General features: G+C 60.2%; 23 protein-coding genes and 1 other RNA gene. 5 read left to right on the forward strand and 19 right to left on the reverse strand.

Features of this window, described 5'->3' with window-relative positions:
* Entirely contained in the window at window positions 1-1,506 is a 1,506-nt protein-coding gene (locus tag AACY18_RS15310) for a sensor domain-containing diguanylate cyclase (protein ID WP_339432150.1), read from the forward strand.
* Window positions 1,507-1,574: 68 nt separating this feature from the next.
* Here the strand turns inward: AACY18_RS15310 and lpxC are convergent, their stop codons facing one another.
* From lpxC to rsmI, 18 genes are all read right to left on the reverse strand, one after another.
* On the reverse strand, window positions 1,575-2,486 hold the full coding sequence (gene lpxC / locus AACY18_RS15315; protein WP_007916984.1) for a UDP-3-O-acyl-N-acetylglucosamine deacetylase: 912 nt from the start codon (window positions 2,484-2,486) through the stop codon (window positions 1,575-1,577).
* A 112-nt stretch (window positions 2,487-2,598) separates the two neighbouring features.
* Window positions 2,599-3,795: a cell division protein FtsZ gene (ftsZ, locus tag AACY18_RS15320; RefSeq protein WP_221731503.1), complete on the reverse strand. Its 1,197-nt coding sequence runs from the start codon at window positions 3,793-3,795 to the stop codon at window positions 2,599-2,601.
* Window positions 3,796-3,862: 67 nt separating this feature from the next.
* Window positions 3,863-5,122 (reverse strand): cell division protein FtsA, encoded by a 1,260-nt coding sequence (ftsA, locus tag AACY18_RS15325; RefSeq protein WP_047303071.1) that lies wholly within the window; start codon window positions 5,120-5,122, stop codon window positions 3,863-3,865.
* A gap of 15 nt (window positions 5,123-5,137) precedes the next feature.
* The gene (locus AACY18_RS15330) at window positions 5,138-6,004 is read right to left on the reverse strand and encodes a cell division protein FtsQ/DivIB (protein WP_339432151.1); all 867 of its coding nucleotides are present in this window, start codon (window positions 6,002-6,004) and stop codon (window positions 5,138-5,140) included.
* Between the two features lie 4 nt (window positions 6,005-6,008).
* Entirely contained in the window at window positions 6,009-6,968 is a 960-nt protein-coding gene (locus AACY18_RS15335) for a D-alanine--D-alanine ligase (RefSeq protein ID WP_339432152.1), read from the reverse strand.
* Entirely contained in the window at window positions 6,965-8,425 is a 1,461-nt protein-coding gene (murC, locus tag AACY18_RS15340) for a UDP-N-acetylmuramate--L-alanine ligase (RefSeq protein ID WP_339432153.1), read from the reverse strand. Before murC ends, AACY18_RS15335 begins: the two co-directional genes overlap by 4 nt.
* Window positions 8,418-9,488 (reverse strand): undecaprenyldiphospho-muramoylpentapeptide beta-N-acetylglucosaminyltransferase, encoded by a 1,071-nt coding sequence (gene murG / locus AACY18_RS15345; protein ID WP_339465300.1) that lies wholly within the window; start codon window positions 9,486-9,488, stop codon window positions 8,418-8,420. Before murG ends, murC begins: the two co-directional genes overlap by 8 nt.
* Window positions 9,478-10,695, reverse strand: coding sequence for a putative lipid II flippase FtsW (ftsW, locus tag AACY18_RS15350; RefSeq protein ID WP_401162174.1), 1,218 nt, complete (start codon window positions 10,693-10,695; stop codon window positions 9,478-9,480). Before ftsW ends, murG begins: the two co-directional genes overlap by 11 nt.
* Window positions 10,692-12,038: a UDP-N-acetylmuramoyl-L-alanine--D-glutamate ligase gene (gene murD / locus AACY18_RS15355; protein WP_339465301.1), complete on the reverse strand. Its 1,347-nt coding sequence runs from the start codon at window positions 12,036-12,038 to the stop codon at window positions 10,692-10,694. The genes ftsW and murD overlap by 4 nt, the downstream gene beginning before the upstream one ends.
* Window positions 12,039-12,043: 5 nt before the next feature.
* A complete protein-coding gene (mraY, locus tag AACY18_RS15360) occupies window positions 12,044-13,126 on the reverse strand; it encodes a phospho-N-acetylmuramoyl-pentapeptide-transferase (RefSeq protein WP_103306215.1) in 1,083 nt (360 codons plus the stop codon).
* Window positions 13,126-14,493, reverse strand: coding sequence for a UDP-N-acetylmuramoyl-tripeptide--D-alanyl-D-alanine ligase (locus AACY18_RS15365; RefSeq protein ID WP_339465302.1), 1,368 nt, complete (start codon window positions 14,491-14,493; stop codon window positions 13,126-13,128). The genes mraY and AACY18_RS15365 overlap by 1 nt, the downstream gene beginning before the upstream one ends.
* Window positions 14,486-15,949 carry a UDP-N-acetylmuramoyl-L-alanyl-D-glutamate--2,6-diaminopimelate ligase gene (locus AACY18_RS15370; RefSeq protein ID WP_339465303.1) on the reverse strand — a complete coding sequence of 488 codons (1,464 nt, stop codon included), beginning with the start codon at window positions 15,947-15,949 and terminating at the stop codon, window positions 14,486-14,488. Before AACY18_RS15370 ends, AACY18_RS15365 begins: the two co-directional genes overlap by 8 nt.
* Complete coding sequence (locus AACY18_RS15375; RefSeq protein WP_339465336.1) at window positions 15,949-17,688, reverse strand: peptidoglycan D,D-transpeptidase FtsI family protein; 1,740 nt, start codon at window positions 17,686-17,688, stop codon at window positions 15,949-15,951. The genes AACY18_RS15370 and AACY18_RS15375 overlap by 1 nt, the downstream gene beginning before the upstream one ends.
* Window positions 17,688-17,981, reverse strand: coding sequence for a cell division protein FtsL (ftsL, locus tag AACY18_RS15380; RefSeq protein ID WP_339432158.1), 294 nt, complete (start codon window positions 17,979-17,981; stop codon window positions 17,688-17,690). The genes AACY18_RS15375 and ftsL overlap by 1 nt, the downstream gene beginning before the upstream one ends.
* Window positions 17,978-18,925: a 16S rRNA (cytosine(1402)-N(4))-methyltransferase RsmH gene (rsmH, locus tag AACY18_RS15385; protein WP_445261957.1), complete on the reverse strand. Its 948-nt coding sequence runs from the start codon at window positions 18,923-18,925 to the stop codon at window positions 17,978-17,980. The genes ftsL and rsmH overlap by 4 nt, the downstream gene beginning before the upstream one ends.
* A complete protein-coding gene (gene mraZ, locus AACY18_RS15390) occupies window positions 18,922-19,377 on the reverse strand; it encodes a division/cell wall cluster transcriptional repressor MraZ (protein WP_221731512.1) in 456 nt (151 codons plus the stop codon). Before mraZ ends, rsmH begins: the two co-directional genes overlap by 4 nt.
* A 402-nt stretch (window positions 19,378-19,779) precedes the next feature.
* Window positions 19,780-20,133: RNase P RNA component class A (rnpB, locus tag AACY18_RS15395), an RNA gene on the reverse strand.
* 73 nt (window positions 20,134-20,206) lie between these two features.
* Entirely contained in the window at window positions 20,207-21,112 is a 906-nt protein-coding gene (rsmI, locus tag AACY18_RS15400) for a 16S rRNA (cytidine(1402)-2'-O)-methyltransferase (RefSeq protein WP_339465304.1), read from the reverse strand.
* Between the two features lie 177 nt (window positions 21,113-21,289).
* Between rsmI and AACY18_RS15405 the strand changes: the two genes are divergently transcribed.
* The 4 genes from AACY18_RS15405 (at window position 21,290) to AACY18_RS15420 (ending at window position 24,733) form a co-directional block, all read left to right on the forward strand.
* The gene (locus tag AACY18_RS15405) at window positions 21,290-23,101 is read left to right on the forward strand and encodes a penicillin-binding protein activator (RefSeq protein ID WP_339465305.1); all 1,812 of its coding nucleotides are present in this window, start codon (window positions 21,290-21,292) and stop codon (window positions 23,099-23,101) included.
* A complete protein-coding gene (locus AACY18_RS15410) occupies window positions 23,101-23,463 on the forward strand; it encodes a YraN family protein (protein WP_150592666.1) in 363 nt (120 codons plus the stop codon). Before AACY18_RS15405 ends, AACY18_RS15410 begins: the two co-directional genes overlap by 1 nt.
* Window positions 23,464-23,564: 101 nt before the next feature.
* Window positions 23,565-24,158, forward strand: a complete 594-nt coding sequence (locus AACY18_RS15415; RefSeq protein WP_008082788.1) for a phosphoheptose isomerase — start codon at window positions 23,565-23,567, stop codon at window positions 24,156-24,158.
* On the forward strand, window positions 24,155-24,733 hold the full coding sequence (locus tag AACY18_RS15420; RefSeq protein ID WP_166221262.1) for a BON domain-containing protein: 579 nt from the start codon (window positions 24,155-24,157) through the stop codon (window positions 24,731-24,733). Before AACY18_RS15415 ends, AACY18_RS15420 begins: the two co-directional genes overlap by 4 nt.
* A gap of 50 nt (window positions 24,734-24,783) precedes the next feature.
* Here AACY18_RS15420 and AACY18_RS15425 read toward each other — a convergent pair whose 3' ends face one another.
* Window positions 24,784-25,197: a ClpXP protease specificity-enhancing factor gene (locus AACY18_RS15425; RefSeq protein ID WP_108590189.1), complete on the reverse strand. Its 414-nt coding sequence runs from the start codon at window positions 25,195-25,197 to the stop codon at window positions 24,784-24,786.
* Between the last annotated feature and the right edge of the window lie 13 nt (window positions 25,198-25,210).

Genomic DNA, 25,210 nt, shown 5'->3' on the forward strand with positions numbered 1-25,210 from the left:
ATGATCGCGAGCCTTACCCCACCTGTTGCGGGCAAGACCGGACGCCCCGAGCTGCTGCTGATCTGCGGCAGTTCGCTGACCGTGTTCGCGATTTTGTGCATCGTCACTTTTCTACTGATCCGTGAGCACGCCAACGCTCAGGAAACGGCCACCCGCAGTGCCACGACCATTGCCCAGTTGATCGACGCCGACGTGCTGCGTACCGTCGAGCTGTACGACCTGACGCTGCAAGGTCTGATTGCCGCTGCACAGCGCGACGACTTGCAAGCGGTCTCGCCTCAAATCCGCCATCTGGCGCTGTTCGACCGCTCGACCACTGCACGCTTCAAGGGCGACATTCTGTTGCTCGACAAACACGGCGATGTGATCGCCGACTCTTCAAGAGTCGAACCTAAACCCGGCAATTTCGCCGACCGTGATTACTTCCTGGCCCATGCGTTCAACCGCGACGTCGGCATGTTTATCAGCCGTCCGTTCAAGACCCGTTGTGATTGCGATGAGGCCAACCAATGGCGGATCAGCTTCAGTCGGCGGGTGTCTTCGGACACTGGTGAGTTCATCGGCGTGGCTGTGGCGTCGATGAAGCTCGATTACTTCGAGCAGTTGTTCAACAGCCTGAATATCGGCAACGACAGCACACTCAACATCATCAATAACGATGGCGTGTTGCTGGCGCAGAAACCTTACCTGCAAAGCGACTCTATCGGCAAAAGCTTCGGCAACCGGCCCAACGTGCTGCGCATACTGCGCGACAGGGACGGCAGTGGGAGTTTCAGCAGCACATCGAGCATGGATCAACAGCAGCGGCTCTACACCTATTCGCGGGTCGGCAATTTGCCCCTGGTGGTCATCGTTGCGCTGTCCGGCGATGAAGTCTTCGCCACTTGGCGGCGTACGGCGATGCTGATCAGCGGCGCCACGGGGGTGTTGTGTCTGGGGTTGTTGTGGCTGACCTGGCTGCTCGCCCGCGAACTGCGCCTGCGCCAACGGGCCGAACGGGATCTGGCGCAACTGGCTGCCACGGACGCACTGACCGGTCTGGCCAATCGGCGGATGCTCGATCAATCGCTGCGCCACGAGTGGTTCCGCGCCCAGCGTGCGGGCAAACCATTGTCGGTAATGATGATCGATGCCGATCACTTCAAGGCCTTTAACGACCGGCATGGGCACCAGGCGGGTGACCAGGCATTACGCGAGCTGGCCAAAGTCATCACGGCGAACGTGCGACGGCCGGCAGACTTGGTGGCGCGTTATGGCGGCGAGGAGTTTTCGGTGATTCTTGCCGAGACCGACAGTCATGGCGCGCAGCAGATTGCCGAACATATTCGTGAGGCGGTGGAACAATTGCCGCTGGTCGACGGGGCACAGGTGCCGATGACGGTGAGTATCGGTATCAGCACCTGGACGGCAGCGAGCGAGATGACGCTGGAGCAGTTGCTGTTTGCGGCGGACAAGGCGTTGTATCAGGCCAAGGAAGGTGGACGCAACCGAGTGCTGGCGGGCTGAGTTCTGTTTCAAACAATAAAAAAAGGCCACCCAAAGGTGGCCTTCAAAAAACTAGAGAGGTTTTTTACTTACACCGCCGCAACAGGGCGCATGTAAGAGATGGGTGCGGTGCTGGCGTCTTCGAACGTCACCACTTCCCAAGCATCTGTCTGCTCAATCAACTTGCGCAGCAACTGGTTGTTCAGTGCATGACCGGACTTGAAGCCTTTGAACTCACCAATCAGGCTATTGCCCAGCAGGTACAGATCGCCAATGGCATCGAGGATCTTGTGCTTCACGAATTCGTCTTCATAGCGAAGGCCGTCTTCGTTCAGTACGCCATCGGCATCGACCACGATTGCGTTTTCAACGCTGCCGCCGAGTGCGAGGTTGTGCTTGCGCAGGTACTCGATGTCACTCATGAAACCAAAGGTACGGGCGCGGCTGACTTCTTTTACGAAAGAAGTGCTGGAAAAGTCCACGCTTGCACTTTGGGTGCGGTCCCGGAAAACCGGGTGATCGAAATCGATCTCGAAGCTCACCTTGAACCCTTCGAAAGGAACGAAAGTGGCGCGCTTGTCGCCGTCTTCCACTGTCACTTCACGCAGGATGCGGATGAATTTCTTGGCGGCGTCCTGTTCTTCCAGGCCAGCCGATTGAATCAGGAATACGAAGGGTCCAGCGCTGCCATCCATGATCGGGACTTCGGACGCGGAGAGCTCGACGTAGGCGTTATCGATGCCCAGGCCAGCCATGGCCGAGAGCAAGTGCTCTACCGTGTCCACTTTGACGTCGCCGTTTATCAGCGTCGTCGACATAGTGGTTTCACCGACGTTTTCCGCGCGGGCAGGAATCTGCACCACAGGGTCGAGGTCAGCGCGACAAAACACAATGCCAGTGTCGACAGGCGCAGGCTTGAGGGTCAGGTAGACCTTCTCCCCGGAATGCAGGCCTACACCTGTGGCACGGATAATATTTTTCAGTGTGCGTTGTTTAATCATGGCTTGGGCCGCTTCAGCGCAAATTGCGAACTGGTATCAACAAAGGCTGGCGATGATAGCAGACCGAACCTTTGCTGAACACCAATCACCTTCATAGGCCTGATACATTCCATCAATCGGCCTGACGACGCAGGAATGCCGGGATATCCAGGTAGTCCAGGTCATCTTGCGGATTCATCTTCGCGGCAGCCGCAGCACCGGCCTGAGCCTGGTTGCGCATGACGGTCGGACGGTCCAGATCACGGTAGTTCACCGCTGGCGCTTCCTGACGGGCCGGAGCCGGTTGCTGCACCTGAGAAGCCGCCATCGAGGTGTGAACGGTATTGTCGATAACCTTCACAGGCTTCTCGATCTTCGCGCCCAGACCGGTGGCAACCACGGTGACGTGCAGTTCATCGCGCATGTCCGGATCGATAACGGTACCGACCTTGACCATGGCGTGCTCGGAAGCGAAGGCTTCGATGATGCTACCCACGTCGGAGTACTCACCCAGAGACAGGTCAGGACCGGCGGTGATGTTCACCAGAATGCCGCGTGCGCCTTGCAGGTTCACGTCTTCCAGCAGCGGGTTGCGAATGGCCGCTTCAGTGGCTTCACGTGCACGGTTCGGACCGCTGGCGCAGCCAGTGCCCATCATCGCCATGCCCATTTCGCTCATCACGGTACGCACGTCGGCAAAGTCGACGTTGATCATGCCCGGACGCTTGATGATGTCGGAAATACCGCGAACGGCACCGGCCAGTACATCGTCAGCCTTGGCAAAAGCCGACAGGAGGCTTGCGTCTTTACCGAGGATGGTCAGCAGCTTCTCGTTAGGAATGGTGATCAACGAGTCGACGCTTTCGGACAGCATGCGGATGCCTTCGTCGGCGATCTGCATACGCTTGCGGCCTTCGAACGGGAACGGACGCGTTACGACAGCAACGGTCAGGATGCCCATTTCCTTGGCCACTTCGGCAATGATCGGCGCAGCACCGGTACCGGTACCACCGCCCATGCCCGTGGTGATGAACACCATGTTGGTGCCGGCCAGCACTTCAGCAATGCGCTCGCGGTCTTCCAGAGCAGCCTGACGGCCGACTTCCGGATTCGCGCCGGCGCCCAGGCCTTTGGTGACACCTGTGCCCAGTTGCAGGATGGTACGCGCGCCGATGTTTTTCAGCGCTTGAGCATCAGTGTTGGCGCAGATGAATTCGACGCCTTCGATGTTGCTCTTGACCATGTGATTGACAGCGTTGCCGCCGCCACCGCCAACACCGATAACTTTAATTACCGGGCTTGCGGGGATGTTGTCTACGAGTTCGAACATTTTCCCTCTCCTTACGTTCTCTAGTTTTTTCGCCTACTGCATTTTGTTGCGGTGTTGCGGTAAAGCTTTAGAAGTTGCCTTGAACCCACTTCTTCAATCGATCGAGCAACGGCGCCTGTGGCTCCTCGCTGCTGTAGCTGTCGCGGCTGCCGATGCCGGAGAACGAAACCCCGTCGGACTGCTTTTGCAGGCCGTACATCAACAAGCCAACGCCCGTGGAATAAATCGGATTGCGCACCACGTCATCCAGACCTTTGACGCCATGCGGCACGCCCAGACGAACCGGCATGTGGAAGATTTCTTCGGCCAGTTCGGTGGCGCCTTCCATCTTCGAAGTACCGCCGGTCAGGACGATGCCGGCCGGGATCAGGTCCTCATAGCCGCTGCGACGCAGCTCGGCCTGGATCAGGGTGAACAGTTCGTCGTAACGCGGCTCGACCACTTCGGCCAGGGCCTGACGCGACAGCTCGCGCGGTGGACGGTCGCCGACGCTCGGCACTTTGATGGTTTCGCCGGCACCGGCCAGTTTGGCCAGGGCGCAGGCGTAACGGATCTTGATTTCTTCGGCGTACTGGGTCGGGGTGCGCAACGCCATGGCGATGTCGTTGGTCACCTGGTCACCGGCAATCGGGATCACCGCCGTGTGGCGAATCGCACCTTCGGTAAAGATCGCGATGTCGGTGGTACCGCCGCCGATGTCGACCAGGCACACGCCCAGCTCTTTTTCGTCGTCGGTCAGGACCGAATAGGCCGAAGCCAGTTGTTCGAGAATGATGTCGTCGATTTCCAGGCCACAACGGCGCACGCATTTTTCAATGTTCTGTGCGGCGTTGACGGCGCAGGTGACGACGTGAACCTTGGCTTCCAGACGCACGCCGGACATGCCCAAAGGCTCGCGGACACCTTCCTGGTTATCGATCACGTAATCTTGCGGCAGGGTGTGCAGCACGCGCTGGTCAGCCGGGATCGCCACGGCCTGCGCAGCGTCCAGGACACGCTCAAGGTCAGCAGAGCTCACCTCACGGTCACGAATCGCGACGATGCCGTGGGAGTTCAGGCTGCGGATGTGATTGCCGGCCACGCCTACGAACGCCGAGTGAATGCGGCAGCCCGCCATCAATTGGGCTTCTTCGATCGCACGCTGGATCGATTGCACGGTGGACTCGATGTTCACCACCACGCCTTTTTTCAGGCCGCGGGACGGGTGCGTACCGATACCGACGATTTCCAGCGTGCCGTCGTCCGAGACCTCGCCTACCAGCGCCACCACCTTGGAGGTGCCGATATCCAGACCGACGATCATTTTGCCGCTTTGCACGTTTGCCATGGGTCCTGCCTCTTCTTAATTCTTCGCGACAGCCGGTTGGGCTGTCGTCGGCGCTACAGGTTCCCGCCAGCCAACAGCAAGGCCGTTGGCGTAGCGCAGATCGATGCGCGCAATGTTCGTAATCTGGTCTTTAAGCGTCTTGTCATAGATGGCGATGAAGCGGCGCATCTTTTCCACCAGGTTGCCGCGTCCCAGCAGCAACTCGATGCCGGGGCCTGAACTGCCGGCGCCGGTGGTCAGGAACCAGCTACCGCGCTCACGCAATTCCAGGCGGGCAATCGAGAAGCCCATCGGTCGCAGCATCTGGCTCAGCACCTGGTATTGCTGCATCACTTGCTGTTGGGCCCGTTGAGGACCGAACAGCTGTGGCAAGTGTTCGTAGTTCGCCAGCTCTCTGGGCGTAAACGCCTGGCCCTGGTTGTTGAGCAACGACTCGTCGCCCCAACGGGCCACCGGCAGTTGCTCTTCGAGGCGGATCACCACTTGATCCGGCCACACGCGGCGCACTTCGGCGTGGGCGATCCAGGGCATTTGCTCCAGTTCTTTGCGCATGCCCTCCAGGTCGATGGTGAAGAAGCTTGCCGCCACATACGGAGCGATTCGCTGCTGCACCGCTTGCTGACTGATGTAACTCAGGTCGCCCTGGACAGCGATCTTGCTGATCGGCCGGTCGGCGTAAGGCAGCAGACGCTGGGCGCCTTCGTAAGTACCGAAACCGAGCACCAACAGCAGCACCGGCCAGAACAGACTTCTCAGAAAGCCGAAATTGGCTTTTGGCAGGCGCGCGGACATCGGCTCTTTGGCCACCATTCGGCTGGCACCCCGCGGCACCGGCTTGCGACCGGGTGCGGGTGGCTGATGTCTGAGCTGAGCGCCTTGCATCGTCTTAACCTCGAGCGTCTTCAACACTGGCGGCCAGAATGGCCAGAACCAGTTGCTGGAAATCCAGACCGGCAGCACGGGCTGCCATCGGCACCAGACTGTGATCGGTCATGCCCGGTGCGGTGTTCACTTCCAGAAACCAGAATTGCCCGTCGGCGTCCTGCATCACGTCCGCCCTGCCCCAACCGGCAATACCCAGCGCCTCACAGGCCTTGGCCGTGAGTTCCATGAGTTCCTGTTCCTTGGCGGCATCCAGCCCGCACGGAATGCGGTACTGGGTATCGTTGGCGATGTACTTGGCGTCGTAGTCGTAGAACGTGTGCGGTGTACCCAGGGCGATAGGAGGCAACACCTGGTCACGCAGGGTGGCGATGGTGAACTCCGGACCTTGAATCCATTGCTCAACCAACACTTGCGAATCGTAGGTACTGGCCGCTTTCCATGCGTCGATCAACTCGGACGCAGAACTCACTTTGGCCATCCCGATACTTGAACCTTCATGGGCCGGTTTGACGATCAAAGGCAAGCCCAGTTCCGTCGCAGCAGAAATACAATCGGCTTCGCTGCACAGCACGGCGTGACGCGGCGTCGGAATCCCGAGGCTGTGCCAGACCTGCTTGGTGCGCAGTTTGTCCATTGCCAGTGCCGAGGCCAGAATGCCGCTGCCGGTGTACGGAATGCCGGCGCATTCGAGCAAGCCCTGCATGCTGCCGTCTTCACCGCCACGGCCGTGAAGAATGATGAAGGCACGGTCGATTTTTTCGCTCAGCAGACGCTGCAGAAAGTCTTCGCCGACGTCGATCCCGAACGCGTCCACACCCGCGCTTTGCAGCGCCTCGAGCACGGCATTACCCGATTTCAGCGAAACCTCACGCTCGGCACTCAAGCCACCGAAGAGCACGGCGACGCGGCCGAAGTCTTTCGGCGCAATAGTAGAGAACAGCTTGGCGTAGGCAGCAGTCATTTCAACTTCCCCTCGACCGACGCCGCCACGGCGCCAGCGAACAACTCACTTTTCAACAGTTTGGGTGCAAGACCGCCGATATCGCCGGCGCCCTGGCACAGCAGAATGTCGCCGGCACGCAGCAACGGCTTGACCAGCGGTGCGAGGTCAACACCGCGTTCGATGTAGATCGGGTCGAGCTGACCGCGCTGGCGGATGCTGTTGCACAGCTTGCGGCTGTCAGCGCCCGGGATCGGCTCTTCACCGGCCGGATAGACTTCCATCAGCAGCAGCACGTTGGCGTCGGCCAGTACATTGACGAAATCGTCGTACAGGTCACGGGTGCGGCTGTAGCGGTGCGGCTGATAGACCATCACCAGGCGGCGCTCCGGCCAGCCACCGCGTACGGCTTTAATAACCGCGGCGACTTCGGTCGGGTGGTGACCGTAGTCGTCGACCAGCATCACATTGCCGCCGTCCACGGGCAGTTCGCCGTAGACCTGGAAGCGTCGACCGACACCCTGGAAGCCCGACAGGCCCTGGACGATGGCTTCATCGCTGACGCCTTCGTCGGTGGCGATGCAGATGGTCGCCAGCGAGTTCAGCACGTTGTGATTGCCCGGCATGTTGACCGACACTTCCAGCGGCTCACGGTCTGGACGCAGCACGGTGAAGAAGGTTTGCATGCCTTGCTGGCGCACATTGATCGCGCGCACGTCGGCGTCTTCGCTGAAGCCGTAGGTCACGGTCGGACGTTTGACCTGCGGCAGAATTTCGCGCACCACCGGATCGTCCAGGCACATCACTGCCAAACCGTAGAACGGCAGGTTGTGCAGGAACTCAACGAAGGTTTTCTTCAGTTTGTTGAAGTCACCGTCATAGGTCGCCATGTGGTCGGCGTCGATGTTGGTGACCACAGCCACCAGCGGTTGCAGGTGCAGGAAGCTGGCATCGCTTTCATCCGCTTCGGCGATCAGGTAACGGCTGGTGCCGAGCTGGGCATTGGTGCCCGCGGCATTCAGACGACCACCGATGACGAACGTCGGGTCCAGGCCACCGGCGGCGAACACCGAAGCGATCAGGCTGGTGGTGGTGGTTTTGCCATGGGTGCCGGCCACGGCGATGCCGTGGCGGTAGCGCATCAGCTCGGCGAGCATTTCGGCACGCGGCACCACCGGGATGCGGCGTTCCAGCGCGGTCGCCACTTCCGGGTTGGAGGTGTTGACGGCGCTCGACACCACCAGCACGTCGGCGGCAGCGGCATTCTCGGCACGGTGGCCGATAAAAATGTGGGCGCCGAACGATTCCAGACGCTCGGTGACCGGCGAAGCTTTCAGGTCGGAACCGGACACTTCATAACCCAGGTTCAACAACACTTCGGCAATGCCGCACATGCCCACGCCGCCGATACCGACGAAGTGGATGCGACGGATGCGGCGCATTTCCGGTTGTGGCATGGCTTTCTGATTCTCAACCATGGGACACCTCCAGACAGGAATCGACCACACTACGGGTGGCATCGGGTTTCGCCAGACGGCGGGCCGCTTGGGCCATTTCTTCAAGTCGTTGCGGTTGCATCAAGACCTCTGTCAGGCGCGCGGCAAGGTCCGCGGCACCAGTCGTTCTTTGCGGCATCAGGAAGGCTGCGCCTTCACGGGCCAAATATTCGGCGTTGCGGGTCTGGTGATCGTCGATCGCGTGGGGCAAAGGCACCAGCATCGAGGGCAGACCGGCGGCAGCCAGCTCACTGATGGTCAACGCGCCTGCGCGGCACACCACCAGGTCGGCCCAGCCATAGGCTTGGGCCATGTCTTTGATGAACGGCTGCACCTGCGCATCCACGCCGGCAGCGCGGTAGCGCTCTGCAGTCACTTCATCGTGGTTTTTGCCGGCCTGATGAAACACTTCCGGGCGCAAATCGGCAGCAACTTGGGCCAGGGCTTCAGGCAGCAATTTATTCAACGGCTCTGCACCAAGGCTTCCGCCCAGGATCAGCAAACGCGCTTTGCGACCCGCCAGAGCAGGTCGCGGTGTTTCGAGGAACAGCTCGCTGCGCACCGGGTTTCCGGTGGTACGGCGGGTGTCCGACAGAGTAAAGGTGTCGGGGAAGGCTTCACACACCCGGGCGGCGAACGGCACCAGCAACCGATTGGCGGTGCCGGCCACGGCGTTTTGTTCGTGAACGATCACCGGCACGCCGGCCAGCTTCGCGGCAAGACCACCGGGGCCAGTCACATAACCACCGAAGCCGACCACGCACACCGGACGCAGCTTGCGAATGATCGCCCGCGCCTGCCAGACCGACTTGAGCAGCATGAACGGCGCCTTGAGCAGCGACAGCTTGCCCTTGCCGCGCAGGCCAGTGGCGTTGATCCGATACAGTTCCAGCCCGGCCGCCGGGACCAGTTCGTTCTCGATCCCGCGTGGCGTGCCGAGCCAGTGCACGGTGTAGCCGCGCGCCTGAAACTCGCGGGCACAGGCCAGCGCCGGGAACACGTGGCCGCCGGTTCCGCCGGCCATGATCAATACGTTAGCGCCCATGATTCGGCTCCTCGGCGAAGTCGCTCTCATGGAATTCCATCTCTTCGCTGCCCAGGTGGGTTCGACTCTCCCACTCGATCCTCAACAACAAACCCAGGCAGGCACAGCAGATCACCAACGAACTGCCGCCATAACTGAGGAACGGCAAGGTCAGGCCCTTGGTTGGCAGCAGGCCGACGTTCACACCGATGTTGATCAGGAACTGACCAATCCACAGGAACGACAGACCGTAAGCCACGTAAGCGGCGAAGTACTGTTTGGCCTTCTCGGCCCACAGACCGATGTACATGCCACGGATACACACGAATACGAACAGCGCCACGGTGCACAGCGAACCCACCGCGCCCAGCTCCTCAGCCAGTACGGAGAACACGAAGTCGGTGTGCGCTTCCGGCAGGTAGAACTGCTTCTGCACGCTGTTGCCCAGGCCAACGCCCAGCCATTCGCCACGACCGAACGCGATCAAGGCTTGCGACAATTGATAACCGGCGCCGAACTGGTCGGCCCACGGGTCGGCGAAGTTGGTCAGACGTGCCATCCGGTACGGCTGCATCTGAATCAGCAAAACCACGGCCCCGACCGCCAGCACCACCATCAGCGAAAAGCGGAACAAGCCGACTCCGCCAAGGAACAGCATGGCCGCGGCCGCGCCCATCATCACGACGGTGGCGCCGAAGTCCGGCTCCATCAGCAACAGCCCCGCCATCGGCAGCAGCACGATGAACGGCTTGAAAAAGCCCATCCAGCTCTCGCGCACTTCTTTCTGGCGCCGCACCAGGTAACCCGCGAGGTAGATCACCACGAACACTTTGGCGATTTCGGATGGCTGAACGTTGAAGAAGCTGAAACCGATCCAGCGCATCGAACCGTTCACTTCCCGGCCGATGCCCGGAATGATCACCATCACCAGTAGACCGAACGCACCGAGCAGCATCAGCCAGCCCAACCGTTGCCAGGTGGCGATTGGAATCATCATGGTGATGATGCAGGCGCCAAGGCCCAGCGCCACATAGATCAGGTGGCGAATCATGTAGTACAGCGCACTGCCCGACTGCGCGGCGGCCACTTCGGTGGACGCCGACGCGATCATGACCAGGCCGAGACCGAGCAGCGCCAGGCACCCGGCGAGCATCGGGAAATCGAGGTCGATCCCGCGCCCGGTGATGATCGGCGACGGATACGGTTTGATGATGTTTCTCAGGCTCATGTCAGTTCCTCCACGGCGCGGACGAACTGGTGACCACGGTCTTCGTAATGCTTGAACATGTCGAAACTGGCGCAGGCTGGCGACAGCAGCACGACATCGCCCGGTTGGGCAGCGGCGCGGCATTGCTCGACGGCCTCAACCAATGACGTTACGCGGATCAGTGGAACGGCGTCGCCGAGGGCGGCGCCGATCCTGTCGCTGTCGCGGCCCATCAGAATCACGGCACGGCAGTGGGCGGCGACCGGATCACGCAGATCGTTGAATTCGGCCCCCTTGCCATCGCCACCGGCGATCAGCACGATCTTGCCGTCGATGTCCGCACCCAAGCCCTCAATGGCCGCCAGCGCGGCGCCAACGTTGGTGGCTTTGGAGTCGTTGTAATAAGCAACGCCGTCCAGATCGCGCACCCACTGGCAGCGGTGTTCGAGGCCGGCGAAGTTGCGCAGCGCTGCGAGCATCGCGTCGAACGGCAGACCGACCGCATGCCCGAGCGCCAGGGCCGCCAGAGCGTTGGACTGGTTGTGTGCGCCGCGAACTTTCAGCTCGCGCACCGGCATCAGGTTCTGGAATTCAAAGGCCAGGTATTTCTCGCCGTCTTCTTCCCGGATACCGAACGCCTTGAAATCCGGTTTGCTCAGACCGAAGGTCCAGCACGGCTGGCCCTCGCCGATCAATGGCCGCGTCAGTGCATCCTGACGGTTGACCACAAATTGCCTGGCACCACGGAAGATCCGGTGCTTGGCCAGGTGATAGGCCGGCAGACCGCTGTAGCGGTCCATGTGGTCTTCGCTGATGTTGAGTACGGTCGCCACTTCGGCGTTGAGCTGGTCGGTGGTTTCCAGCTGGAAACTCGACAGTTCCATCACGTACAGCTCGATGTCGTCGCTGAGCAAGTCCAGCGCCGGCGTCCCGAGGTTGCCGCCCACCGCGACGCGTTTGCCGGCCGCAGCCGCCATCTCGCCAACCAGGGTGGTGACCGTGCTTTTCGCGTTGGAACCGCTGATGGCCACGATTGGCGCCTGTGCGTTACGCGCGAACAACTCGATGTCGCCGGACAGTTTCACGCCACGGGCGGCAGCGGCTTGCAGGGCCGGGGTCGCCAACGCCAGGCCGGGGCTCACGTAGAGCTCGTCGGCACGGCACAGGAATTCGACGTCCAGCTCGCCACAACGCACTTCCACGTGCGGATAGTCACGCTTGAGCGTGGCCAGTTCCGGTGGATTGTCCCGCGTATCGGCGACGGCAAACGACACGCCCCGGTTCGCCAGGAAGCGAACCAGGGACATGCCGCTCTTGCCGAGGCCGACAACGATGCGGAAGTGGTCAGAAGCGATCAGAGACACTCGTTCTACCTCAGCTTCAGGGTGGCAAGGCCGATCAGCACGAGAATCACGGTGATGATCCAGAAACGGACGATCACGCGTGGCTCGGGCCAGCCTTTGAGTTCAAAGTGGTGGTGTATCGGTGCCATGCGGAATACACGGCGACCGGTCAGCTTGAAGGACGCCACCTGAATGACGACTGACAGGGTTTCCATCACGAACACGCCGCCCATGATGAACAGGACGATTTCCTGACGGACGATCACCGCGATGGTGCCCAGGGCTGCGCCCAGCGCCAGTGCGCCGACGTCACCCATGAACACTTGCGCCGGATAGGTGTTGAACCAGAGGAAGCCCAGACCGGCACCGATCAGCGCACCGCAGAACACGATCAGTTCCCCCGCGCCGGGCACATATGGGATCAGCAGGTATTCGGCGAATTTCACGTTACCCGACAGGTAGCAGAAAATACCGAGGCCGCCGCCGACCATCACGGTTGGCATGATCGCCAGACCGTCGAGGCCGTCAGTCAGGTTGACCGCGTTGCTCGAACCGACGATCACAAAGTAGGTCAGCACGATGAAACCGGCGCCCAGCGGGATGCTGTAATCCTTGAGCATCGGCAGGATCAGCGTAGTTTCCACCGGCGTGGAAGCGGTCATATAAAGGAAGATCGCTGCGCCCAGGCCGAACACCGACTGCCAGAAATACTTCCAGCGGCTCGGCAGGCCACGGGAGTTTTTCTCGATGACTTTGCGGTAGTCGTCGACCCAGCCGATGGCGCCGAACAACAGGGTCACCAGCAGCACGGTCCAGACATAACGATTGCTCAGGTCAGCCCACAGCAGGGTGCTGACGCCAATCGAGGACAGAATCAAGGCGCCGCCCATGGTCGGTGTGCCCGACTTGGACAGGTGCGATTGCGGGCCGTCGTTACGAACGGATTGACCGATCTGACGGTTCTGCAAAGTGCGGATCATCCACGGGCCATAGCACAGCGACAAAACCAGCGCGGTCAGCACACCGAGAATCCCGCGCAGGGTCAGGTACTGGAAGACCGCGAAGCCTTTGTAGAACTGTTGCAGATACTCCGCTAGCAGCAGCAGCATTAATGTTTCTCCAGACTGGACCCGCACAGAGCCGCCACGATGTTTTCCATCGCTGCACTGCGCGAACCCTTGATCAAAATGGTGGTGTTTGTGTCCTGCTCGGCGTCGAGGGCCTGGATCAGTTCGGCTTGCGTGCCGAAGTGATGCGCCTGTTCACCGAAAGCGGTTACGGCGTGGACCATGTTCGGCCCAACGGCATAAAGCGCGCAAACCTTGCCCCGGGCGTACTCGCCCACGTCGCGGTGCCCCTGCTCCGCCCAATCGCCCAACTCGCCGATGTCTCCGAGCACCAGGACGGTGCGGCCGGAAAAGCCGGCGAGTATATCAACGGCCGCGCACATTGAGGTGGGGTTTGCGTTGTAAGTGTCATCGATCACGCGCATGCCGTTCTTCGCCAGTTGCGCAACGGTGCGACCCTTGACCGGTTGCACCGCGCCAAGCCCGGTGGCGATGCCGAAGAGCGACACACCCAAGGCGTGTGCGGCGGCGGCGGCGGCCATGGCATTGGCGACGTTATGCGTGCCGAGCAGGTTCAGTTGAACGTACTCGACACCTTCAGGCGTGTGCAGATTGAAGGCCGGGCAGCCACGCGCATCGGTGCTCAAGTCGCTGGCATAGAAGTCAGCCTGCGAATTGCTGAGGGCGAAGGTCAGCACTTTGCGCCCGGCAGCGCGGGTCTTCCAGATACCGAAGGCCTTGTCGTCGAGATTGAGCACGGCAACGCCATCCGCTGCCAGACCGTCGATGATCTCGCCTTTGGCTTCGACGATTTTTTCCGGCCCGCCGAATTCGCCGACGTGAGCGGTGCCCGCATTGTTCAAGATCGCCACATGGGGCTTGGTCAGCCCAACGGTGTAAGCAATTTCACCCAGACGCGAAGCGCCCAGTTCGATCACGGCCGACGTGTGTTCCGGTGCCAGTTCGAGCAGGGTCAGTGGCGCGCCGAGGTCGTTGTTCAGGTTGCCACGGGTGGCCAATACCGGACCGCGAGTACGCAGGATGCTCGCGAGCATTTCCTTGACGGTGGTTTTGCCGCTGGAGCCAGTGATGGCAGCGACTGGCTGAGTGAAGGCGGCACGGTTCAAGGCACCCAACTGGCCCAAGGCCTGGCGGGTGTCTTTGACCAGCAGTTGCGCCAGCGTGCTGTCGGCGACTTCACGCTCGACCAGCGCGGCAACGGCGCCTTTGGCGGCGACGTCGTTCAAATAGTCATGACCATCGAAACGCGGGCCGGTCAGGGCAATAAACAGTTGGCCGGGATGGATCGCGCGGCTGTCGATGCTGACGCCGTCGAACCTGGCATCGGCGCTGATCAGGCGTGCGTCGAGCGCGTTGGTCAATTCGCTGAGCGTGAGGGCCTTAAGCATGGGCCACCTCCCACGCGGTCAGGGCGTGATCGGCCTCGACCAGATCAGAGAAGGCATGGCGCTCGCCGTTGATTTCCTGATAGTCCTCGTGACCTTTACCCGCCAGCACGATCACGTCATCCGCCGAAGCGCCGGCGATCAGTTGGGCAATTGCCTGACCACGGCCGGCAACGAACGTGACTTTATCCACAGCGGTGAAACCGGCGCGGATGTCATCGAAAATCACTGCCGGGTCTTCGGTGCGCGGGTTGTCGTCAGTGACCAGCACTTGATCGGCCAGACGCTCGACCACTTCGGCCATCAGCGGACGCTTGCCGCGATCGCGATCACCGCCGCAGCCGAACAGGCACAGCAACCGACCTTTGACGTGGGGGCGCAATGCCGTCAGCACTTTTTCCAGGGCATCCGGGGTATGGGCATAATCGACCACCACCAACGGTTGCGTGCCACCGCCCAGACGCTGCATGCGACCGGCCGGGCCTTCGAGTTTTGGCAGTACTTTAAGAATTTCGTCCAGTGCGTAATCCAGCCCCAGCAAGGCACCGACCGCGGCCAGTATATTGCTCAGGTTGAAACGCCCCAACAACGTGCTGCGCAAATGATGTTCACCTTGCGGCGTCACCAGGGTGGCGAGCACGCCGTGGTCATCGAACTGGGCTTCGCGGCAATACAGATAGGCACTGCTGTCGAGCAGGCTGTAGGTAATCAGACGCGAATCGCGTTTTTCGGCCGCCAGTTGCCGGCCGAAATCATCGTCGAGATTGACCACACGGCACTTCAGATCGCTCCAGGCGAACAGCTTGGCCTTGGCCTCGGCGTAAGCCTGCATCGTGCCGTGGTAGTCCAGATGGTCGCGGGACAAATTGGTCATCACCGCCACGTCAAATGCCAATGCGGTCACCCGCCCCTGATCCAGACCGTGGGACGACACCTCCATGGCGACAGCTTTGGCGCCGGCCTGTTTCAGGTCGCCCAAAGTCGCTTGCACGGCAATTGGATTGGGCGTGGTGTGCAGGCCGCTTTGCAGTGCGCCATAGAAGCCGGAACCCAGCGTGCCGACGATGCCGCAATGCTGTCCGAGCAGATCCAGCGCTTGCGCCACCAATTGGGTCACGCTGGTTTTGCCGTTAGTGCCGGTCACGCCGATCAGCTTCAGATGGTGGCTTGGCTCACCGTAAAAGCGCCCGGCGATGTCCGACAACTGTGCGGCCAGACCCTTGACCGGGATCAGCGGAACATCAGTGATCGGCAGCACCGTGGCGCCTTCCACCTCATAAGCCACCGCTGCTGCGCCGCGCGCGAGCGCATCGGCAATGTGCGCACGGCCATCGAACTTGCCGCCAGGCACCGCGAGGAACAGGTCACCCGCGCGCACGTTGCGGCTATCCAGCGCCAGTTCACGGATCAACAGATCGTGGCCGGCGTGAGGGAATATCTTGTTCAGACTCAGAGACATCAGCCGCGCCCTCCATTGGCTTTCAGCGGAATAACCGGGGTGGCGTTGGCCTGTTGTGTCGTCGGCAGGTTGTCCGGGGTTACGTTCATCAGACGCAGGGTGCCGGACATCACACGGCTGAACACCGGCGCCGATACCAGGCCACCGAAGTAACCGGCCTTGGACGGCTCATCGATCACCACAACGATTGCGTAACGCGGGTCGCTCATCGGGCCGAAACCGGCGAACAGCGAGCGGTAGGAATTTTCGGCGTAGCCCTTGGTGCCCGTCGATGTCTTGCGCGCCGTCCCCGACTTGCCAGCCACGTGATACGCCGGCACCTTCGCACGGAACACGCCACGAGGCGCCTCGATCACTTGCTGCAGCATGCCTTGCATGGTTTTCGCGACGGCTTCAGGCAGCACTTGCGTGGTTTGCGGCGGCTTGTCGGTTTTGATCAGCGTCAGCGGTGCCAGACGACCGTTGTTGGCCAGCGCCGAAAAGGCGTGGACCAACTGGATCGCGGTCACGGAAATACCGTAGCCGTAGGACAGTGTCGCAGTTTCGGCCTTGCGCCATTCACGGTAGTTAGGCAGGTTGCCAACGCGCTCCCCCGGGAAACCGAGGCCGGTGTCCTGGCCCAGGCCGACTTTCTGCGCGAGACGGTAAATGGTTTCACCACCAATATCGAAGGCGACCTTACTCATGCCGACGTTACTGGAATTGATCAGAATGCCGGTCATGTCCAGCACCGGGCCTTCGCTTCGGGAGACGTCCTTGATGGTGTATTTACCAATCTGCAAGGTTCCCGGATACACCTCGACGGTGTCGGTCGGTTTCCACCGGCCGGACTCGATCGCAGCACTCATCGAGATCGCTTTCATGGTCGAACCGGGCTCGAACACGTCAATCATCGCGCGGTTACGCATCATCGCCGGCTGCAGGTTGCGGCGGTTGTTCGGGTTGTAGGTCGGCTGGTTGACCATGGCAAGGATCTCGCCGGTCTTCACATCCATGATCACCAGGCTGCCGGCCTTGGCGCCGTTCTCGATGATCGCGTTACGCAGTTCGCGGTTAGCCAGATATTGCAGACGCAGGTCAATGGACAACGCCAAGGGCTTACCGGCCTTGGCGTTTTTGGTGACCTGGACATCCTTGATCAGCCGCCCGCGCCGATCCTTGATGACCTGTCGTTTGCCCGGCACCCCGGCCAGCCATTCGTCATAAGCCAGTTCGATACCCTCACGACCGTGGTCATCGATGTCGGTGAATCCGACCATGTGCGCCGTCACTTCACCGGCCGGATAGAAACGCCGGAATTCTTCGATGCCATAGACGCCCGGCACTTTAAGGTCGAGCACAGCCTGACCCTGCTCGGGAGTCAGCCCGCGCACCAGATAAATGAATTCTTTGTTGGCCTGGGCTTCCAGGCGCTCGGTCAGTGCTTTCGGATCCTGCCCCAGCGCTGTCGCCAATGCAGGCCACTTCTCTTTGGCCGATTGCATTTCCTTGGGGTTGGCCCACAGGGTGGTCACCGGGGTACTGACCGCCAAAGGTTCGCCGTTGCGGTCGGTGATCAAACCACGGTGTGCAGGAATCGGAATGTGACGAAGACTGCGGGCATCGCCCTGACCTTTGAGGAAGTCACGGTCAACCACTTGCAGGTCGATAATGCGCCAGCAGATCGCTGCGACCATCACGCCGAGGAGCGCCAGCATCAGGCGGAAGCGCCACGGAAAGAGTGCGCCTTCAAGCTTCATCATGGCGCCACCATCTGCACGTCAGCCGCGCCCGGGATGTGCATTTTCAGTTGTTCAGTGGCCAGTACTTCGATCCGGCTGTGTGCGGTCCAGGTGCTTTGCTCGAGAATCAGACGACCCCATTCGGCTTGCGCCTTGTCGCGCACGCTCAGCTCGCTATAAAGGTTGTTGAGCAACTGACGGTTCCAGTGCGCGCTGTAAGACACGCCGATGGCCGACACGAGCACGCCGACAAACAGCAGCAGCATGAAAAAGCTGCCGCCAGGCAGTGGCTTGGCGAAAAGCTTGCTCACCGCAACTTCTCCGCGACACGCATGACGGCGCTACGGGAACGTGGGTTGGCTTTGAGTTCGGCGTCGGAGGCCGCCTGCGCTTTGCCATGGATTTTGATTTTCGGTTCGAACGCAACGTGGCGAACCGGCAGGTTGCGCGGCAGGTTGTCGGCTTCGCCTTTCACCAGTTTGCGCATGAACAGCTTGACGATACGGTCTTCGAGCGAATGAAAACTGATCACGACCAGACGGCCGCCCACTTCCAGAGCTTGCAGCGCCGCTTCGAGGCCAGCTTCCAGGTCACCCAATTCGTTGTTGACGTGAATGCGCAAACCCTGGAATGCACGGGTAGCCGGGTTCTTGCCCTTCTCCCATGCCGGGTTGGCGACTTTCAACACTTCGGCCAGATCAGCGGTGCGCTCGAACGGTTTGATATCGCGACGCTCGGCGACGGCACGGGCCATGCGCCCGGAGAAACGCTCTTCGCCGTACTCCTTGAACACTCGGGCGATTTCTTCAACCGGTGCGGTATTGACGAACTCGGCGGCGCTGATGCCTCGGGACGGATCCATGCGCATGTCCAGCGGGCCGTCATTGAGAAAGCTGAAGCCGCGTTCTGCGTCGTCGAGTTGCGGCGACGACACGCCCAGATCGAGCAGAATACCGCTGACCTTGCCGTCCAGCCCCCGTTCGGCGACGACTGAACCGAGCTCGGCAAAGCTGCGCTGCACAACGACAAAGCGGCCGTCTTCGGCCGCTAGCGCTTGCCCGGTGGCAATCGCTTGGGGATCCTTGTCGAACCCGATGAGTCGACCGTCCCGCCCGAGCTGACTGAGGATCAACCGACTGTGCCCGCCGCGCCCGAACGTGCCGTCCAGATAGCAGCCATCAGGACGTACGGCGAGAGCCTCGACGGCTTCGTCAAGCAGTACGGTGATGTGGTTAAAGCCGCTATCAATAGTCACAGGATCAAATCACGCAGTTCATCAGGCATCGCGCCCGGTTGTTGAATGGCAGCAAGGTCGGCGGCAGATACCGCGTTCCATGCATCCTCGTCCCACAATTGGAACTTGTTCAGTTGGCCTACCAGCATTGCGCGCTTATCCAATTTGGCGTATTCGCGCAGACGCGGCGGAACCAGAAAACGACCACTGCCATCGAGCTCGAGGTCGACGGCATTACCAATCAATAAACGCTGCAGGCGACGGTTCTCTTCGCGAAGCGAAGGGAGCGCGCGCAACTTGGTTTCAATGATTTCCCACTCATCGAGCGGGTAAACACACAGACATGGATCAACGGCATCGATCGTGACAATCAACTGGCCGGAACTACGCGATTCGAGCTCGTCACGGTACCGGCTCGGCATAGCGAGACGGCCCTTTGCGTCGAGACTGATAGCGTTAGCTCCGCGAAACACGTCTGCGTTTCTCCAATTTTTATCGTTTTGAGCTCAAAAAACCCACTTCATGCCACTTTCCGCCACTTGCGCACACTATAGGAATGCGCCCACCACACCGTCAAGGCGCGGATTAAAGGAAAACCCTTACAGAACGGAGATTTAGGAGCATAAAAGGAGGTGCAACGAGAATCTGGCGACTACTTTTGACCCATAACTTGATGCCGCACTGAAAGCTGCGATCGAAAGTTAAAGTAATTTGTTAAGAGTAAGATTTTTTCGGTATTACAAATGCGCTTCTGCTGTTGATTGAAGCAAGGTGGGAAATGGCTATTACTGCATTTGCCGCTGCCGAACGTTCAGCCAGGGCCTGCTGATAATACACAGCCCTGATGCCATTGATTCAAGCAGGGAAAGAAAAAGGTGGAGAGTCGATCTGTAAGCCGGGTTCTGTCTTGAACAGTCATTCGTCTACGATGGCCATCACTGGACATCTTTAGCAACCTACCCGGTCCCAGCGCGGGCCACGCCTTGGGACCCTATTTGGTCTTGCTCCAAGTGGGGTTTACCTAGCCACGAACTGTTGCCAGACGTGCGGTGCGCTCTTACCGCACCTTTTCACCCTTACCGGTGCCGAAGCACTTAGGCGGTTATTTTCTGTGGCACTTTCCGTAGGCTCACGCCTCCCAGGCATTACCTGGCACTTCGCCCTATGGAGCCCGGACTTTCCTCCCCCCCCTAATTTTCATAGAGGGCAGCGACTGTCCGATCGACTCTCCGCCGCGAAGGTTAACGGCAGAGCGACTGAAGAACAAGCCTTAATAGCCGCAAACCCGCTCTGTGCGATGGGTTACTCACCCTTCTGTTTATCCAGCGCGACTTGATACAACACGTTTTTACGCTCACCAGTGATTTGCGCTGCAAGCGCCGCCGCACGCTTGAGCGGCATCTCTTCGAGCAACAAATCAAGGATGCGCATCGCCTCGCTGCTGACAGCGTCTTCGGACTCCGGCGCGGTCCAGCCTGCCACCAACACCACACACTCGCCGCGCTGCTGATTGCTGTCGGACTCCACAAATGCGCGCAGCTCAGCCAACGGCAAACCTTTAAGGGTTTCGAACGTCTTGGTGATTTCACGGGCCAGCAACGCCTGACGCTCGCCACCGAAAACCGCCTCCATGTCCTGCAAACATTCAAGGATACGGTGCGGCGCCTCATAGAAAATCAACGTGCGCGGCTCTTCCTTGACGGCTTCCAGGCGCGCCTTGCGTCCGACTGACTTGGCCGGCAGAAAACCTTCGAAGATGAACCGGTCAGACGGCAGCCCCGCCGCCGATAGCGCAGCAATGAGCGCACAGGCGCCTGGCACCGGCACCACATTGATCCCGGCGGCCCGTGCCTGACGCACCAAGTGATACCCCGGATCGGAAATCAGCGGTGTTCCTGCATCAGAGATCAACGCCACGTTGTCACCCGCCAGCAAACGGGTAATAAAGCGGCTACCTTCATCTCGTTCGTTATGTTCGTGGCAGGCGGCCAGCGGTGTGGAAATACCAAAGTGCTGCATCAATCGTTGCGAGTGACGCGTGTCTTCCGCCGCGATCAGTGCCACTTCACGGAGAATTTTCAGTGCCCGGGCGCTGATGTCGTCCAGGTTGCCGATGGGCGTCGCCACCACATAAAGCGAGCCAGCAGCGGAATTCAAAGGACCTGGAGCAGTCAAAGCGCACACCTCATGATCGGTAAAAGCCGGCATTGTAACGCGTCACGAGGCTCGCGATGCGTTCAGGCATCCTTGGGTTTTGTGCGTAACTGTGCGCTGCGGCAACATTTCCTTCAGCTAAATTGACTGATTCATGCCAGTAACATCGCGCCCCGGCCAGCGCTTGGGTACAATTCCACGCTAATTTGATCGAGTATCAGGAACATTTACATGATCGCTTGCCTGCGGCTGTTCACTGCCCTTTGCCTCGCTGCCTTGTTGGCGGCTTGCGCCAGCTCCCCTTCCTCCAGCCTTGGCGAACTTCCACGGACTCCGGATGCCAGCATCGAGCAAATGCTCGAACAGGCTACCCAAGCTAAAACCCCGGAAAAAGCTGCCCTGTTGCGCCTGAGCGCCGCAGATCTGGCTTATCGCCAGGGCAATGCCGGACAGTCCGCACAGATCCTGCAACAAGTGCCACTGGAGCAACTCAAGCCAGGCCAGCAGATTTTCGCCAGCACCTTGGCAGCGGAACTGGCCATGACGCGCAATCAGCCAAAAGCGGCGCTGACCGCGCTGAGCCATCCGAGCCTGCAACACTTGGGTGAAATGCCGGAAGATCAGCAGATACGCACCGGCACCGTGCACGCCCGCGCCCTGGAAGCCGATGGCCAGACGCTCGCCGCTGCCCGTGAGCGCGTCTTCATCGCCCCGATGCTGCAAGGTGAAGCCGCCAGCAAGAACCACGAAGCCATCTGGAGCCTGATCGCCTCGCTGCCGACCGATCAACTGCAACCCAACACCACCGACGATCTCGGTGGCTGGATGGGCCTGGCACTGGCCGTAAAAACCGCCGGCACCCTGGAACAACAGCAAGCCGCCATCGACACCTGGCGTGCACAAAATCCAAAGCATCCGGCCGCCATCAAGCTGCCATTGCCATTGGCCAAACTCAAGGAGCTGACCAGCCAGCCCCTGAGCAAGATTGCCCTGCTGCTGCCACAAGATGGTCAACTGGCTGCTGTCGGCAAAGCGCTACGCGAAGGCTTCATGGCTGCGCACTATCAGGCTCAACAGGCCGGGCAGAAGCCGCCAGCCATCGAGTTTTACGACAGCACGAAGCTGACCTCGATGGATGAGTTCTATCGCAAGGCTCAAGCCAATGGCGTGCAACTGGTGGTCGGACCGCTGGAAAAACCACTGGTCAAACAACTGAGCACTCGCCCACAACTGCCTATCACCACCCTGGCACTGAACTACAGCGAAGGCGATCAAGGTCCGGCACAGCTGTTTCAGTTTGGTCTGGCGGCTGAAGACGAAGCCCGCGAAGTGTCCCGCCGCGCACGCGCCGACGGCCTGCACCGCGCTGCGATCATGGTGCCGAAAGGCGAATGGGGCGACCGCGTAATGCGCGCGTTCAGCCAGGACTGGCAAGCCAATGGCGGCAGCGTTGTCGCCATCGAGCACATTGATCAACCTGTGCAACTGGCTCAGCAGATCGCTGATATGTTCCGGCTGCGCCAGAGCGAAGCCCGCGCCAAGAGCCTGCAAAATGCTGCCGGCACCAACGTAGCCGCACAACCGTCGCGCAGTCAGGACATCGAATTCATCTTCCTCGCCTCGACACCACAACAGGCACAGCAGATCAAGCCGACCCTGAACTTCCAGTACGCCGGTGACGTTCCGGTCTATGCGACCTCCCATGTGTACAGCGCCAGCGGCGATGTGAACCAGTACAACGACATGAACGGCATTCGCTTCTGCGAAACCCCATGGCTGCTGGAAACCAGCGATCCGCTGCGCCAACAAGTCACCGCACAGTGGCCGCAAGCGGCCGGCAGTCTGGGGCGTCTGTACGCCATGGGCGTTGACGCTTATCGCCTGGCTCCGCGCCTGAGCCAGCTCAAAGCCCTGCCGGACAGCCGCATCGAAGGCCAGTCGGGCAGCCTCGGCATGACCCAGACTCAACGCGTTGTGCGTCAGTTGCCTTGGGCGCAGTTCGTCAATGGTCAGGTCCAACGTCTGCCGGATACCCCGCGCTGATGCCCGACAGGTCACGCTCGCAAAGCGGTAAAGATGCCGAGCGCCAAGCGCTCGAGCATCTACAGAACCAAGGTCTGCGCCTGCTGGCGCAGAACTGGTTATGTAAACGCGGCGAGCTTGATCTGGTCATGCTTGATGGCGATACAGTAGTATTCGTTGAAGTTCGCTACAGAAAAAACACTCAATGGGGTGGAGCGCTCGCTAGTATCGATGGGCGCAAGCAGCAGAAACTGATTTTCGCTGCGCAGTATTTTCTTCAGCGCGAGTCGCGTTGGGCCAACTCCCCCTGCCGCTTCGACGTGGTGGCCATCGACAGCCATCCGAGTCAGCTGAACTGGTTGCAGAATGCTTTCGACAGTTGATCACCTGCACCCGACCCGTTTTTCACCCGACACATTTTGCTCTTTGCTTTGCGGGCTGCACATTCATGTGCCGAACAGCCGCGCTACTTAAGGTCACACAGATGGACATGCAATCCCGAATTCGCCAGCTTTTCCAGGCCAGTATCGACACCAAGCAACAGGCGATGGACGTACTTGCACCGCACATCGAGCAAGCCAGCCAGATCATGGTCAATGCCCTGCTCAACGAAGGCAAAATGCTTTCGTGCGGCAATGGCGGCTCTGCGGGCGACGCCCAGCACTTTTCCTCGGAGCTGCTTAACCGCTTCGAGCGCGAGCGCCCGAGCTTGCCAGCCATAGCCCTGACCACCGACACCTCGACGATCACCTCGATTGCCAACGACTACAGCTACAACGAAGTGTTCTCCAAGCAGATCCGTGCGCTCGGTCAACCAGGCGATGTATTGCTGGCGATTTCGACGAGCGGTAACTCGGCGAACATTATTCAAGCGATTCAGGCCGCACATGATCGCGAAATGATTGTCGTAGCTTTGACCGGACGCGATGGCGGCGGCATGGCGTCGCTGCTGTTGCCCGAGGACGTAGAGATTCGCGTACCGGCCAATGTCACTGCACGCATTCAAGAAGTCCACTTGCTGGCGATCCATTGCCTTTGCGATCTGATCGACAGCCAACTGTTCGGGAGTGAAGAATGACCCCTAATCGCCTTGGCCTTCTGGCCTTGACTCTATGCCTCGGCATCAGCGGCTGCACCTCAGTGGTGAATGCCAGCCGTGAAGCGCCGATTGAAGACGACCGCGGCACCCGCACCTTCGGCAGCAAGATCGACGACTCGCTGATCGAAACCAAAGTGGGCGTGAACGTCGCCAAGGCCGACCCGGCCCTGGATAACGATTCGCACATCGTCGTCACCAGCTTCAACGGCGTCGTGTTGCTGGCCGGCCAGACACCACGCGAAGACCTCAAGGCCAAGGCCGAGCAGGCCGCCGCCAACGTGCAGCGCGTGAAGAAGGTGCACAACGAACTGCAAGTGCTGCAACCCTCCTCCCTGCTGGCCCGTCAGAACGATGCCTGGCTAACCACCAAGATCAAGACCCAGATGCTCACCGACGCCAGCATTCCTGGCTCGCGCATCAAAGTCGTGACCGAGAACGGCATCGTCTACCTGCTGGGCCTGCTGACCAAACAGGAAGCCACTCAGGCCACCAACCTGGTGCAAGGCGTCTCCGGCGTGCAGAAAATCGTGAAACTGTTCGAGTACATCGACTGACACCCGCCCTTGCAGTAACAAAAAAGGCGATCCTTGCGGATCGCCTTTTTTTATTTCACCACTTTCAGACTTGGTCGGCCGCTTGGGCGCGGTGGCTCGCTGTCAGGAGGTGGCAGGTCGTCATCCGGCTCGATATCGCCTTCATCATCCATCGGCGACTCGAGGTCGAACACCATGCCCTGCCCGTTCTCCCGGGCGTAGATGCCCAGGATTGCACTGATTGGCACGTAAAGACTGTGCGGGACACCACCGAAGCGCCCCTCGAAGGTCACCACGTCGTTATCCATGTGCAGATGACGCACAGCACTCGGCGAGATGTTCAGGACAATCTGCCCGTCACTGGCAAAACCCTGCGGTACCTGCACCGCTGGGTATTCGGAATTGACCAGCATGTGCGGGGTGCAATCGTTATCAACAATCCACTCATAGAGCGCGCGGACCAGATAAGGTCGACTGGAGTTCATAGCGGCTCCTTAA

The sequence above is a fragment of the Pseudomonas sp. EA_65y_Pfl2_P74 genome (genome assembly GCF_963970575.1).
Taxonomy (GTDB): domain Bacteria; phylum Pseudomonadota; class Gammaproteobacteria; order Pseudomonadales; family Pseudomonadaceae; genus Aquipseudomonas; species Aquipseudomonas baetica_A.

What these genes read in the sequence shown, in the direction of transcription:
- AACY18_RS15310 (WP_339432150.1), top strand. Translation starts at nt 1, where the DNA reads ATGATCGCGAGCCTTACCCCACCTGTTGCGGGCAAGACCGGACGCCCC.
- lpxC (WP_007916984.1), bottom strand. Translation starts at nt 2,486, where the DNA reads ATGATTAAACAACGCACACTGAAAAATATTATCCGTGCCACAGGTGTA.
- ftsZ (WP_221731503.1), bottom strand. Translation starts at nt 3,795, where the DNA reads ATGTTCGAACTCGTAGACAACATCCCCGCAAGCCCGGTAATTAAAGTT.
- ftsA (WP_047303071.1), bottom strand. Translation starts at nt 5,122, where the DNA reads ATGGCAAACGTGCAAAGCGGCAAAATGATCGTCGGTCTGGATATCGGC.
- AACY18_RS15330 (WP_339432151.1), bottom strand. Translation starts at nt 6,004, where the DNA reads ATGCAAGGCGCTCAGCTCAGACATCAGCCACCCGCACCCGGTCGCAAG.
- AACY18_RS15335 (WP_339432152.1), bottom strand. Translation starts at nt 6,968, where the DNA reads ATGACTGCTGCCTACGCCAAGCTGTTCTCTACTATTGCGCCGAAAGAC.
- murC (WP_339432153.1), bottom strand. Translation starts at nt 8,425, where the DNA reads ATGGTTGAGAATCAGAAAGCCATGCCACAACCGGAAATGCGCCGCATC.
- murG (WP_339465300.1), bottom strand. Translation starts at nt 9,488, where the DNA reads ATGGGCGCTAACGTATTGATCATGGCCGGCGGAACCGGCGGCCACGTG.
- ftsW (WP_401162174.1), bottom strand. Translation starts at nt 10,695, where the DNA reads ATGAGCCTGAGAAACATCATCAAACCGTATCCGTCGCCGATCATCACC.
- mraY (WP_103306215.1), bottom strand. Translation starts at nt 13,126, where the DNA reads ATGCTGCTGCTGCTAGCGGAGTATCTGCAACAGTTCTACAAAGGCTTC.
- AACY18_RS15365 (WP_339465302.1), bottom strand. Translation starts at nt 14,493, where the DNA reads ATGCTTAAGGCCCTCACGCTCAGCGAATTGACCAACGCGCTCGACGCA.
- AACY18_RS15370 (WP_339465303.1), bottom strand. Translation starts at nt 15,949, where the DNA reads ATGTCTCTGAGTCTGAACAAGATATTCCCTCACGCCGGCCACGATCTG.
- AACY18_RS15375 (WP_339465336.1), bottom strand. Translation starts at nt 17,688, where the DNA reads ATGAAGCTTGAAGGCGCACTCTTTCCGTGGCGCTTCCGCCTGATGCTG.
- rsmI (WP_339465304.1), bottom strand. Translation starts at nt 21,112, where the DNA reads ATGCCGGCTTTTACCGATCATGAGGTGTGCGCTTTGACTGCTCCAGGT.
- AACY18_RS15405 (WP_339465305.1), top strand. Translation starts at nt 21,290, where the DNA reads ATGATCGCTTGCCTGCGGCTGTTCACTGCCCTTTGCCTCGCTGCCTTG.
- AACY18_RS15410 (WP_150592666.1), top strand. Translation starts at nt 23,101, where the DNA reads ATGCCCGACAGGTCACGCTCGCAAAGCGGTAAAGATGCCGAGCGCCAA.
- AACY18_RS15415 (WP_008082788.1), top strand. Translation starts at nt 23,565, where the DNA reads ATGGACATGCAATCCCGAATTCGCCAGCTTTTCCAGGCCAGTATCGAC.
- AACY18_RS15420 (WP_166221262.1), top strand. Translation starts at nt 24,155, where the DNA reads ATGACCCCTAATCGCCTTGGCCTTCTGGCCTTGACTCTATGCCTCGGC.
- AACY18_RS15425 (WP_108590189.1), bottom strand. Translation starts at nt 25,197, where the DNA reads ATGAACTCCAGTCGACCTTATCTGGTCCGCGCGCTCTATGAGTGGATT.